13 protein-coding genes are annotated in these 11,815 nt (G+C 73.3%); 9 read left to right on the forward strand and 4 right to left on the reverse strand.

The features are described from left to right. Positions 1–13: 13 nt before the first annotated feature. From EKO23_RS03605 to EKO23_RS03635, 7 genes are all read left to right on the forward strand, one after another. A complete protein-coding gene (locus EKO23_RS03605) occupies positions 14–916 on the forward strand; it encodes a PhzF family phenazine biosynthesis protein (RefSeq protein ID WP_134714147.1) in 903 nt (300 codons plus the stop codon). A 49-nt stretch (positions 917–965) separates the two neighbouring features. Then, positions 966–2,030 (forward strand): hypothetical protein, encoded by a 1,065-nt coding sequence (locus EKO23_RS03610; RefSeq protein ID WP_134714149.1) that lies wholly within the window; start codon positions 966–968, stop codon positions 2,028–2,030. 76 nt (positions 2,031–2,106) lie between these two features. Further along, positions 2,107–3,699, forward strand: coding sequence for a class I SAM-dependent methyltransferase (locus EKO23_RS03615; protein WP_134714151.1), 1,593 nt, complete (start codon positions 2,107–2,109; stop codon positions 3,697–3,699). Then, the gene (locus EKO23_RS03620) at positions 3,696–3,944 is read left to right on the forward strand and encodes a DUF6752 domain-containing protein (protein WP_246050876.1); all 249 of its coding nucleotides are present in this window, start codon (positions 3,696–3,698) and stop codon (positions 3,942–3,944) included. The genes EKO23_RS03615 and EKO23_RS03620 overlap by 4 nt, the downstream gene beginning before the upstream one ends. 10 nt (positions 3,945–3,954) lie before the next feature. Beyond that, positions 3,955–5,055: a hypothetical protein gene (locus EKO23_RS03625; protein WP_134714153.1), complete on the forward strand. Its 1,101-nt coding sequence runs from the start codon at positions 3,955–3,957 to the stop codon at positions 5,053–5,055. 116 nt (positions 5,056–5,171) lie between these two features. Beyond that, positions 5,172–6,368, forward strand: coding sequence for an acyl-CoA dehydrogenase family protein (locus tag EKO23_RS03630; RefSeq protein ID WP_134714155.1), 1,197 nt, complete (start codon positions 5,172–5,174; stop codon positions 6,366–6,368). Positions 6,369–6,496: 128 nt separating this feature from the next. Next, positions 6,497–6,859, forward strand: coding sequence for a cupin domain-containing protein (locus EKO23_RS03635; RefSeq protein ID WP_134714157.1), 363 nt, complete (start codon positions 6,497–6,499; stop codon positions 6,857–6,859). 57 nt (positions 6,860–6,916) lie between these two features. Here EKO23_RS03635 and EKO23_RS03640 read toward each other — a convergent pair whose 3' ends face one another. The 4 genes from EKO23_RS03640 to EKO23_RS03655 form a co-directional block, all read right to left on the reverse strand. After that, a complete protein-coding gene (locus tag EKO23_RS03640) occupies positions 6,917–7,552 on the reverse strand; it encodes a response regulator (protein WP_246050877.1) in 636 nt (211 codons plus the stop codon). After that, on the reverse strand, positions 7,549–9,543 hold the full coding sequence (locus EKO23_RS03645; protein ID WP_134714159.1) for a sensor histidine kinase: 1,995 nt from the start codon (positions 9,541–9,543) through the stop codon (positions 7,549–7,551). The genes EKO23_RS03640 and EKO23_RS03645 overlap by 4 nt, the downstream gene beginning before the upstream one ends. Further along, the gene (locus EKO23_RS03650) at positions 9,540–10,247 is read right to left on the reverse strand and encodes a hypothetical protein (protein WP_134714161.1); all 708 of its coding nucleotides are present in this window, start codon (positions 10,245–10,247) and stop codon (positions 9,540–9,542) included. The genes EKO23_RS03645 and EKO23_RS03650 overlap by 4 nt, the downstream gene beginning before the upstream one ends. A gap of 146 nt (positions 10,248–10,393) precedes the next feature. Beyond that, on the reverse strand, positions 10,394–11,029 hold the full coding sequence (locus EKO23_RS03655; protein ID WP_167880308.1) for a hypothetical protein: 636 nt from the start codon (positions 11,027–11,029) through the stop codon (positions 10,394–10,396). A 106-nt stretch (positions 11,030–11,135) separates the two neighbouring features. Here EKO23_RS03655 and EKO23_RS03660 point away from each other — a divergent pair, with 106 nt between their 5' ends. Together EKO23_RS03660 and EKO23_RS03665 are read left to right on the forward strand one after the other, a co-directional pair. Next, complete coding sequence (locus EKO23_RS03660) at positions 11,136–11,330, forward strand: DUF5302 domain-containing protein (protein WP_134714165.1); 195 nt, start codon at positions 11,136–11,138, stop codon at positions 11,328–11,330. Between the two features lie 145 nt (positions 11,331–11,475). Further along, entirely contained in the window at positions 11,476–11,757 is a 282-nt protein-coding gene (locus EKO23_RS03665) for a GIY-YIG nuclease family protein (RefSeq protein WP_134714167.1), read from the forward strand. Positions 11,758–11,815: the final 58 nt, after the last annotated feature.

Consider the following 11,815-nt stretch of genomic DNA (forward strand, 5'->3'; position numbering starts at 1 on the left):
AGCGTCTGCAGGCATGGCTCCCGACCAGCTCGCCTTCGACGTCGTCGACGTGTTCGCCGAGTCGCCGTACGCCGGCAACCAGCTCGCGGTCGTCCACGGCGGCGCCGACCTCACCGATGCACAGCGGCTGGCGATTGCGCAGGAGTTCGGCTACTCCGAGACCACGTTCCCCACCGCCCGCTCCCGGTCGGCGTACGACGTCCGGATCCTGACCCCGAGCGCGGAGATCCCGTTCGCCGGCCACCCGACGCTCGGCACCGCCTGGGTGCTCCGCGAGCGCGGCGAGATCGACGGCGGCGCGGTGGTGCAGCACTGCGGTGCCGGCGAGGTGCGGGTCGCGTTCGACGGCGACTGGGTCGAGCTGTCCGCGACCCCGAGCGAGCTGGCCGGGCCGCTGCCCGAGCCCCTGGTGCACGCGATCCTCGGCGACCACGGACTCGCGCCCGGCGACCTGGCCGGCGAGGCCTGGGTGGCCGGCTGCGGCCTCGGCTGGACCCACGTCCCCGTGGTCGAGGAGGCACTCGGGCGGGCCCGGCTCGGCACCCGGCGCCTCGAGACGTACGACGGGTGGCCGGTGCTGCGGGACCTCTGCGACGGCGTGAACCTGGTCGCGGTGACGCAGCCGGCGCGGGTGGGCGGCCCGGTCGACGTGCATGCCCGGGTCTTCGTCCCCGGCCTGCTCGGCGCCGAGGACGCCGCCACCGGTTCCGCGGCCGCCGGGCTCGGGATGGCCCTGGTCGCGAGGGGCGTGCTGCCCGACGGGGGCGGCTACCGGATCCGGCAGGGTGTCGAGATGGGCCGGCCCTCGCGCCTCACCGGCCGGGTCGACGCGACGGACGGGCGGGCCACCGCCTGCCACGTCTCCGGCCAGGTGCACGCGATCGCCCGGGGCACCCTGAAGGCGCCGCCTGCATAGGATGCCGTGCACGGGGGTTCCATCCAGCGGGTCGGCAGGAGGGACAACGGTGCCGTCGAGAGTCTTCGCCCACATCGGGCTGCCCAAGACCGGGACGACGTACCTCCAGGCCCTGCTCTACGCCAACCGCGACGCCTTCGCCCGGCAGGGCGTGACCGTGATCGGCCGGCATCGGCTCCACTACGACGCCGCCAGCGAGATCAGCGGCGCGAAGTCGAAGCGGACCGGTCGGGTCCCGACCGACAGGTGGGCGAAGGTGGTCAAGCTGGTCGAGGCCGCGCCGACCCGGGGCGCGGTGCTCAGCTCCGAGCGCTACTCGCTGGTGGCCCGGCGGGAGGACGTCGCCGCCTTCGTCGAGTCGCTGGCCGGTGCCGACGTGCACCTGGTCGTGACCGTGCGCGACCTGGTCGCGGCCGAGCCGTCGGCCTGGCAGGAGTACGTCAAGAACGGCGGCACGCGCAGCTGGCCGGACTTCTGCGCCCACGGCGTCGCCGACCCCTACCGCCTGCAGCAGCGCCGGAGGATCCGTCGGGTGCTGACGATCTGGCCGCCGGTGGTGCCGCCGGAGCGCATCCACGTCGTGACCGTCCCGCCGCCGGGCGGCCCCCGGGAGCGCCTGTTCGAGCGGTTCTGCTCGGTGCTGGGGGTCGACCCCCGCGCCATGGACACCCTCGAGGCCGAGCGCCGCAACACCTCCCTGGACTTCGTGGCCACCGAGATGCTGCGCCGCGTCAACGCCCGCGAGCCCGAGCTCCCGGTGCCGGTGCAGCGCGGCGAGATCAAGAGGTTCCTGGCCGACGGCGAGCTGTCCCGTCGCTCGTCGACGATCCGGCCGGCGCTCGAGGGGGAGGCCCTGGCGCTGGCCCGGGCCGAGAACGACTGGCTGGTCGAGACGCTGTCCACCGGGGGGTTCCACGTGGTCGGGGACCTCGCGGACCTGCACGGGGAGCACCCCGACGCCCCGGCGTCGTACGACGTGCCGGCCGAGGACCTGCTCGACGCCGCCCTGGAGGCGGTCACCCTGCTCGCGCGCCGCTCCTACGAGCGGGGTGTGGTGGTCCGGCAGGCGGCCCGGGAGCTGCGGGCGAGCCGGGAGAGCGCCGGCGAGGCGTGACTCGGGGCACAGGAGGAGTACGCTCCCGCCCTGTCCCCCCACGCTACGGAAAGAGAGCCCGCGTCGCATGGCTTCGGTGTCGCGCGTCCACGTCGACGACGACGGGATCTTCGCCGCCACCCGCAGCGAGGTCGTCCTCGACGTGCTCTTCGACGGCCGCCGGATCTGGTCGTTCTGGCTGATCCGCGACGGCGTCGAGCGTGACGGCGGGCAGTTCGTCGCCTGGCCGCCGGCCCTCCAGCGCTTCCTCCGGGGTACGACGACGCTCGCCTTGGTCGAGCACGTCTCGGGGACCACGGTGTTCGAGCAGGAGGTCACGCTCGGCCGGGCCGCCCCCGGGACCCGGATCGCGGTCGTCAACGCCGAGGGCAAGCCGCTCGGACTCGACAAGAGCAACCGCCTCGCCCAGACCTTCGACACCCGCAGCGAGGAGCACGTCGCGCCGCTCCTGGACTCCATCGAGGAGGTGCTGCAGGCGCTGCGCAAGGCCGGGATCGAGGCGTTCCCCGCGTACGGCACGCTGCTCGGCGCGGTGCGCGGCGGCAAGCTGATCGGCCACGACAGCGACGCCGACCTCGGCTACGTCAGCGAGCACACCCACCCGGTCGACGTGGTCCGCGAGTCGTTCCGCATCCAGCGCCGGCTCGCCGACATGGGGTACCGGATCACCCGCTACAGCGGGGCCGCGTTCAAGGTCGACGTGATCGAGGCCGACGGCTCGGTCCGCGGGCTCGACGTGTTCGGCGGCTTCCTGCACGACGGGAACCTGGTCCTGATGGGCGAGATCCGCACCCCGTTCGAGCGTGACTGGATCTTCCCGCTTGGCACCACGACGCTCGAGGGACGCACGCTGCCGGCACCCGCCGACACCGACCGCTTCCTCGCCGCCACCTACGGCCCGCACTGGCGGGTGCCGGACCCGGCGTTCCACTTCGAGACCCCGCGCTCGACCCATCGCCGTCTCAACGGCTGGTTCCGCGGCACCCGCATCAAGCGTGAGGAGTGGGACCGCATCTACTCCTCGGCGCACCGGCGCACGGCGCCCCGGATCCAGCCGAGCGGGCTGGCCCGCTGGGTGCGCGAGCGCGAGGCGGACATCGCCGAGGTCGTCGACGTCGGCACCGGTCGTGGCGTCGACCCCTACTGGTTCGCGGAGAACGGCGTGCCGGCGGTGGGGCTCGACTACTCCCCGCGCGGAGCCGAGCGCCTCGCCGAGCAGGCCCGCGAGGCCGGCGTGCCCGCGACGTACCACACGTTCAACCTGCTCGAGCTGCGCCAGGTCCTCGGCTGGGGCGCGCGGCTGGCCCACGCCCCGCACGACGGCCCGCGCATCGTGACCGCCCGCCACGTCGCCGACGCGACCAACCCGGTCGGCCGGCAGAACCTCTGGCGGTTCGCCCAGATGGTCCTGTCGGGGGGCGGCCGGCTCTACCTCGAGTTCCTGGTCCCCGAGCAGGACGGCCAGCGGCCGGTGGGGGCCGGGTTCGCCCGGCGACGTCACCTGCACCCGCTCTCGCCCGAGGTCGTGATCAGCGAGCTCGAGGCGCGTGGCGCCACGGTCGTGGCCCGCGAGGACAAGAACCTGGGCCGTCGCCCGGGGACGCAACAGCGACGCCCGCGTGCCGGACGTCGTCGGATCTGTCGATTGGTGGTCGAATGGCAGGCATGAACGTGCGCACGAAGCTCTCCCGCGGGGTGAACAAGGTCCGCCAGGCCGGCGGCGCCCGGGTGGACATGGTCAAGCTCTCGGCCCGGGTGACCGAGCTCGAGGCCGAGGTCCAGGAGTGCCGGCAGCTCAACCTGCGGCTCGCGGAGCTGACCGACGTGGTCCAGGAGCTGCTGCTGCCCGTGGCGCGGCGCGACGAGGCGCGCATCACCGAGGTGATGGAGCGCTACACCAAGAACCTCGGCTGACCGTTCGTCGATGGCACGCCGGGTCCTCCTGCACGTCGGGCTCCCCAAGACCGGCACGACGTACCTCCAGTCCATCGCGTGGGCCAACAAGGACGTCCTGCGCGAGCAGGGCGTGCTGCTGCCCGGGTTCGGACCGCGCCAGCACCTGTGGGCCAGCGGCGTGGTGCGCGAGGAGAAGGGGCTCGACCGGCGGCACCCCGACGCGCACAAGGCGTGGGACCAGCTGCTGGCCGAGACCCGCGCGTGGTCCGGCACCGCGCTGATCAGCCACGAGTTCTTCGCCGGCGCCAGCGCCGAGCAGGTACGCCGGGCCGTGGCCGACCTCGGTGACGCCGAGGTGCACGTCGTGGTCACCGCCCGCGAGATCGTCGGCCTGGTCACCGCGCGCTGGCAGGAGTGGGTCAAGAACGGCGCCACCGGACCGATCGACACCTATCCACCCGGGACCGGCGGCGACCCGTCCGACGAGTGGGGCTGGGACACCAACGACCTCGCCGACGTCCTCGAGCGCTGGGGCGGCCCACTGCCGCGGGGCCACGTGCACCTCGTGACGCTGCCCGGCCGCGACGAGCCCAAGGACGCGCTCTGGCGCCGGTTCGCGGGGCTGCTCGACGTCGACCCCGACTCCTGCGACACCACCGTCTCCCAGCCCAACGAGTCCCTCGGCGTGGTGGAGGTCGAGCTGCTGCGGCGGATCAACCCGCACCTCGGCGAGTTCAGCGCGCCGGTCGACAAGGGCGTCTGGATCCGCGGCTACCTCGCCCAGGACAAGCTGGTGCCGCGCGGGGGCGAGCGGTTCTGGCCGTCCCCGGCGCGGGTCGCCGAGCTGCGCGAGCGCGGCGAGCGCGGCCTGGCCGCGATCGAGGCCGCCGGCTACCACGTGGTCGGCTCGGTCGACGCCCTCCGCACCCCGCCCGAGCTCGAGCCGCGGCGGCACCCGGACACGGTCACCGACGCCGAGCTGGTCGACGCGGCCGCGGCCACGATCGCCGACATGCTCGTCGACGTACGACGCCAGCGCCGGCGCCTCACCGCCGCCTCCGGCGGGTCGGCCGGCCGCCTCCTCGGGCGCGCGCGGGCCGGCGTACGACGGGTCCTCGGGCGCTTCTGACGCCGCTGCCCGAGGCCGTGACGGCGTGACCTTTCCCACGCTCCACGGGCGTCGGCGCGCACCTAGACTCAGCAGCGCTCGACCCCTCTCGATCGACCTGACGCGAAAGGTTCACCATGGCGCGGCTCTGCGAGACCGACGGTCTGACCGACATCCAGGAGGAGATCGTCAAGACCGTCCGGCAGTACGTCAACGACAAGATCCTGCCGGTCGCGACCGAGCTCGAGCACCAGGACGAGTACCCCACCGAGATCGTCGAGGGCCTCAAGGAGCTCGGCATCTTCGGCCTGATGATCCCCGAGGAGTACGGCGGCCTCGGCGAGTCCCTGCTCACCTACGCGCTGGTCGTCGAGGAGATCGCCCGCGGCTGGATGTCGGTCTCGGGCGTCATCAACACGCACTTCATCGTGGCCTACATGCTCATGCAGCACGGCACCGAGGAGCAGAAGCAGAGGTACCTCCCGAAGATGGCCGCCGGTGAGGTCCGCGGCTCGTTCTCGATGTCCGAGCCCTCGCTGGGCTCCGACGTCTCCGCCATCAAGACCAAGGCCGTGAAGGGCGACGACGGCGGCTACACGATCACCGGCCAGAAGATGTGGCTGACCAACGGCGGCTCGTCCAACCTGATCGCGGTGCTGGTCAAGACCGACGAGGGTGCCGACTCGGTCTACCGCAACATGACCACGTTCCTGGTCGAGAAGGAGCCCGGGTTCGGCGAGACCGCGCCCGGCCTGACCATCCCCGGCAAGATCGACAAGATGGGCTACAAGGGCGTCGACACCACCGAGGCGGTGTTCGAGGGTCACCCGATCTCCGCGGACCAGATCCTCGGCGGCGAGCCCGGCCAGGGCTTCTACCAGATGATGGACGGCGTCGAGGTCGGCCGCGTCAACGTGGCCGCCCGCGCGGTCGGCGTCGCGAACCGCGCGTTCGAGCTCGGCATCGCCTACTCCCAGCAGCGCGAGACGTTCGGCAAGAAGATCGCCGACCACCAGGCGATCCTGTTCCGGCTCGCGGAGATGGCCACCAAGGTCGAGACCGCGCACGCGATGATGGTCCGCGCCGCCCGCCTCAAGGACCGCGGCGAGCGCAACGACGTCGAGGCCGGCATGGCGAAGTACCTCGCCGCGGAGTACTGCAACGAGGTCGTCGAGGCGTCGTTCCGCATCCACGGCGGCTACGGCTACTCCAAGGAGTACGAGATCGAGCGCCTCTACCGGGAAGCGGCGTTCCTGCTGATCGGCGAGGGCACCGCCGACATCCAGAAGATGATCATCGGCCGGAGCCTGCTCAAGGAGTACGCGCAGCGCTGAGTGCTCTGCCGGACGACGCGGCGGGAGATGTCTAGCACCGCCCGGTCCGTGCGGGCCTGTCCGGTCCGCGCGGCCTACCGTGGACGGTGACCGCGGAGGGCCACCGTTCCGATCAGGGAGGTGTTTCCATGACCGCTGTCGAGTCACGCAGCATCGACAAGCCGCACGAGACCCGGCCGTTCCACGCGCACGGGCACATGGACGTCGTGACGCTCGGTGACTTCACCCTCGGCAAGGGCGTGTTCGAGCCGGGCTGGCGCTGGTCCGCCGACGTGAAGCCGATCGCCGGCACGGACTCCTGCCAGGTGCTCCACACCGGGATCTGCCTCTCCGGCACGATGACGATCCGGATGGACGACGGCAGCGAGTCCACCGTCGGCGAGGGCGACGTCGTCCGCATCGAGCCCGGCCATGACGCCTGGGTGGTCGGAGACGCGCCGTGCGTCATCCTCGACACCGGCGTCGCGGCCTACGCGAAGCCGGCCGGCTGACGTACGACGGACTGCGCGGGGTCGGTGGGCCGACTCCGCGCCGTCGGCGCGCCCTGGTCACCCGAGCCCGGCCTGCCTGGCCCGCACGATCGCCTGCGCCCGGTCCGGGACACCGAGCTTGGCGAAGATGTTCGAGACGTGGTTGCGCACGGTCTTGTCCGAGAGCACCAGGGTCCGGGCGATCTCGGTGTTCGAGCGGCCGCCGGCGATCAGGTCCAGCACCTCGAGCTCCCGCTCGGTCAGCGTCGGGAACGGCCCCTCCCGGGGGGCCCGCTGGTCGGCCAGCCGTCCGAGCACCTGCCCGGCCACGTCGGCCCCGAAGACCGCCTCCCCAGCGGCGACGGCCCGCACCGCCTCGACGATGCGCTCGCCGCCGGCACCCTTGACGAGGTAGCCGCGGGCGCCGGCGCGGAGGGCTGCGCCGACCGAGTCCCGGTCGTCATGCATCGTGAGCACCAGCACCGCCACCTCGGGCGCGGCGTCCGCGATCCGGCGCGTGGCCTCGACCCCGCCGGTGCCGGCCATGTTGAGGTCCATCAGCACCACGTCCGGACGTTCCCTGACTGCGACGTCGACGGCTTGCTCGCCGTCCGCTGCCTCCGCGACCAGGTCGACGTCGTCGGCCTCCCCGAGAACCCCGACCAGGCCGCGGCGGAAGACCGGGTGGTCGTCCGCGACCACGACCCGGATCACGACGCACCCGCCCCGGCGCAGGGCAGGTCGGCGACCACCCGGGTGCCGGAGCCGACCCGGAACACGACCATGCAGGTGCCGCCGAGCTCCTCGGCCCGCTCGCGCATCGACGTCAGTCCGGTGCCGGGTCGCGCGGGCGGGGCGCCGGTGCCGTCGTCCGCGATCTCGAGGTGCAGCCGCCCGTGCTCCTCGTCGTGGTGGCAGGAGATCTCGCAGTGCCGGGCCGCCGCGTGCCGGGCCGTGTTCGTCATCGCCTCGGTCGCGATGCGGTACGCCGCTACCTCGACGGCCGGCGGGAGCCGGTGCTGCCACCCGTTCTCGCCGATCCGGACCTGCAGGGTGCCGCCGGTCCGCGCCGTGAGGTGCTCGGCGTGGGTGCGCAGCGCCCCCATCAACCCGTCGTTGTCGAGGGCCGGCGGACGCAGGTCCGCCACGATCCGGCGGATGTCGTCGACGCACGCGGTGGTGTCCTGGCGCAGGTCGTCGAGCATCTCCGCGGCCCGCGGCGTGCCGGCGGCGGACCGGCTCGCGGTCTCGAGGCCCAGCGAGATCCCGGCCAGGGCAGGCCCCAGCCCGTCGTGGAGGTCGCGCCGGATGCGGCTGCGCTCCTCCTCCCGGGCCACGACGATCCGCTCGCGGGACCGGCGCACCTCACGAGTCGCGCGGACGCCGTGCGCGGCCACCGCGGCCTGCCGGGCGAACGCCGTGAGCGCCGCCGTGTCCGCGTCGGACAGGGTGCGCTCGCCGCGGCGCAGCCCCACCTCCAGCACGCCGACGTCCTCGCCGGCGTGGGCGAGCGGGAACTCCGCGCTGCCCTCCGGGCGCTCCCCGGAGGCGTACGCCGGCGCCTCCTCGCCGCTGAGCCGCACCGCGGCCCAGGGCAGGTGGAAGGACGCCCGGACCGCCTCCACCGTCGCCGGCAGCACGTCGTCGGGGTCCATCGTCGAGCCCAGCCGGTCGCCCAGCGCGGCCAGCGCCCGGTCCGGGTCGCGGTCGCCGTACATCGCGTGGTCGACCCACCGCTGCAGCCGCTGCCGGCCGCCGGCGAGCAGCAGCGCCGCGACCGCCGTGAGCAGGGCCGGCAGCAGTCCGCCGTCGGCGCCGGTCCCCAGTGCGGCCACCGCCACGAAGTAGACCCCGAGCGCGAGCAGCGTGAGGGTTCCGTAGACGACGGCCCGGGACAGCGCGACCTCGATGTCGAAGAGCCGGTAGCGGACGATGCCGACCCCGAGCGCGACGTACGCCGCGATGGTGAGCAGGAAGCTGGTCCAGTCGGGGACCGGCAGGAACGAGGCGGCGGCACCGAGCAGCAGCGAGGCGACGAACCAGGCGTACCGGGCCCGTTGCGGTGCGCCGACCGCCCGCATCGCGAGGAAGAGACCGACCACGCCGGCCAGCCCGACCAGCAGGCACAGAAGGATCCCGGCGGTGGCGACCGCGACCTGCACGGAGTCGGGGACCGGCAGGTCAAGCGGGTTGTGGACGTCGGCGAAGTCGCTGTCGTCGAGGGCGTACTGGCTGGTCGCGAACGACACGACGGCGACCGCGCCCGCGGTGGCCGCGACGTACGCCGGCCAGCGCCAGCGCGGCGACCGGAGCCGGCCGTCCGGGAACAGCAGCGGCAGCGCGGCCAGCAGGGTCAGGAACGGCGGCAGCCACAGGACCGATCCGCACCAGGCGGCGACGCCGCGGACCGCCGTACCGGGGTCGGCCAGGTCGGCCACCTGGAAGCCGATCGCCGAGACCAGGGCGACCGTGCCGGCCGCCGACATGAGCGGCCCGAGCAGGTTGCGCGGCTCGGCGTGCAGGACCAGCGCGCCGGTCAGGCCGAGGCAGAGGCCACCGAGCCACTGGTTGGCCTGGTTGCCCGCGAGCCAGTCCGCCACGCCGCTGTCGGTGAGGAGCAGCAGCACGATGGTGGTCCCGGCGCAGAGCACGGTGGCCGCCCCTGCGACCAGGGGGGCCACCGTGCCGCGACGAGCAGTGGTCACGTTCCCGAGTGTGCTCGCTCCGCCTTCGCCGGGCGAGGCGGTCTGGTGTAGCCGGTGACGACCGCCCAGGCGAGGACCGCGCCCGAGGCGAGCCCGGCGGCGTGCCCGGCGACGCCGCTGCCCAGGGCGAAGTCGAGCACCATGAAGGTCAGCAGGAGGACCGGCGCCAGGCGCGGGACGTACGGCGAGCGGACCTGGGCGACCAGCAGCACGATCGAGCCCACCATCGCGCCGATGATGAACAGGACGAACACGGCGGCGCCGGCCACGGTCGGGCTGGAGACGTCGAGGACGGCCAGCGCGGCCTCGTCGTGCCCGGACTGGACGAGCCAGTTCGCGGCCATCTCGACGCCGTGGACGTCGGCGAGCCCGACCATGCCGCAGGTCAGCATGGTGACCGCGACGGCCGTCGTGCGGCGGGCGTGGGTCCGGGTAAGCCTCGCCATGGTCCAGAACGAGCCGAGCAGGAACGGGAGCGCCAGGATCCCGGCAGCCTGGGAGAGGGCGATCTGGGTGGGGTGGTCGGCCCACCAGGCGATGCGGTCGGCGGACGACCCCGACGAGGCGGGCTCGAGCACGAACTCGACGTCCTGGAGCAGGGCGCCGGCGGTCAGGAGGACGGCAGCGGTCCAGCGGGCGCGACCCCGGATGGGTGGCACGAGCGGTGGCCGCGGGGTGGTCGGGGTCTCGATCTGGATGGTCACGACGGGCTCCTCGGGAGGCGTTGGTTGGTGCCTCCGAGCCTCGTGCGTGGGGCGTCCCGAACGCACGGGAGCGGTGTCCCGACTTCACTCCGGGACAGCACCCGGGCACTTCCGGGCGCGCGTCGTACCTGGGGGAGTGCGGCGGGTCAGGCGGCCCACTGCCACGAGTCGGTGACCGTGGCGATGACCTTGTCGCGCTGGGCCTCGGGGACGTCGCGGCTGAACGAGAACGTCACGATCGCGACGTCGCCGCTGTCGGTGACGGCGGCGAACTGCTCGAGGAAGTACTCGGTGCTGCCGAGCTTCGCGGGCGCGCGGTGGTGGATCGCCTCGACGCCGCCGAGCTCGGTGCGCGGCAGCACGTCGAGGTCGCCCTTCTGGACCAGGTTGGCGAGCTGGCCGGGGACCGCCGCCTCCAGCTGGTCGAGGGTGGCCGTGGACCCTGCCTGGTAGCCGACGTTGAGGTTGTCGGAGAACCCGTCGTCGGCCTCCTTCTCCGCGGCCGCGGTGTCGATCGAGGCCTGGAGCTCGCGGGCCTGCTTGGTGGTGTCGACCCATCCCCCGGGAAGGTCGAACGCGTAGCCCTTGCCGACGATGTCGCCCTTCAGGTCGGCCCTGGGCGCCTCGCTGACCGCCGCCGACGGGGACTCGGTGGGGGACTCCGACGCGGCGCTGGAGGTGGCGGGACCTCCGGAGGAGGCGGAGCGCGGGTCGTCCTCACCGCAGGCGGTGAGGGCGAGGGATCCGACGAGGAGCAGGGCGGCAAGGCGGGGAAGGGGCATTCGGTGCATGACGACTCGACGGTACCGGGTCGGTCGAAAGTCCCTTGGCCCGACGTCTCCCGGGTGGCAGGGTGGGGGCACTGGACGCGACGATCGAGGAGGGTCCATGACGGACGCGAGCGATGCCAACGCCGACCTGAAGGCGAAGATGCGCGAGGCGCTCGACCGGAAGAACGCCGCGAACCACCCCAGCGAGGCCGACGGCCAGTCGCACGGGCACGAGAAGGCGCACGGTCCGGAGGTCGCCGGCGGGGCGGCCCCGAAGATGCACCGCCGCAAGGCCGGCGGCGGAGGCGCCTGACCGCCGTACCCCGGTGGGTGAGGAGCGAGCGCCAGCGGCCCCGGTGGTTGAGGAGCGAGCGCCAGCGAGCGTCTCGAAACCACGCCCTCCACAGCGGCAGTCAACCGTCGTTGCGCACCGGCCCGCAACCGCGCAGGCTCGAGGCATGGCCTGGGCGTACCTCCTCGAGTGCTCCGACGACACGTTCTACGCGGGCAGCACGACCGACCTGGCGCTGCGACTGAGCCAGGACCAGCAAGGCCTCGGTGCGGCGTACACGCGACACCGGCGCCCGGTGCGCCTCGTGTGGGCGGCTGAGTTCGACTGTGTCGAGGAGGCGTTCGCCATGGAGAAACGCATCCAGGGCTGGGGCCGGCGGAAGCGGATCGCGCTCATCGAGGGCAGGCTCGACGACCTGCCGGGGTTGAGCAGCCGCGCCCGGCACTGAGCGTGGTTTCGAGACGGGCCCTCCTCAACCACCGGTGGTTGAGGAGCGAGCGCCAGCG

The sequence above is a fragment of the Nocardioides guangzhouensis genome (assembly GCF_004519545.1).
Classification (GTDB): Bacteria; Actinomycetota; Actinomycetes; order Propionibacteriales; family Nocardioidaceae; genus Nocardioides; species Nocardioides guangzhouensis.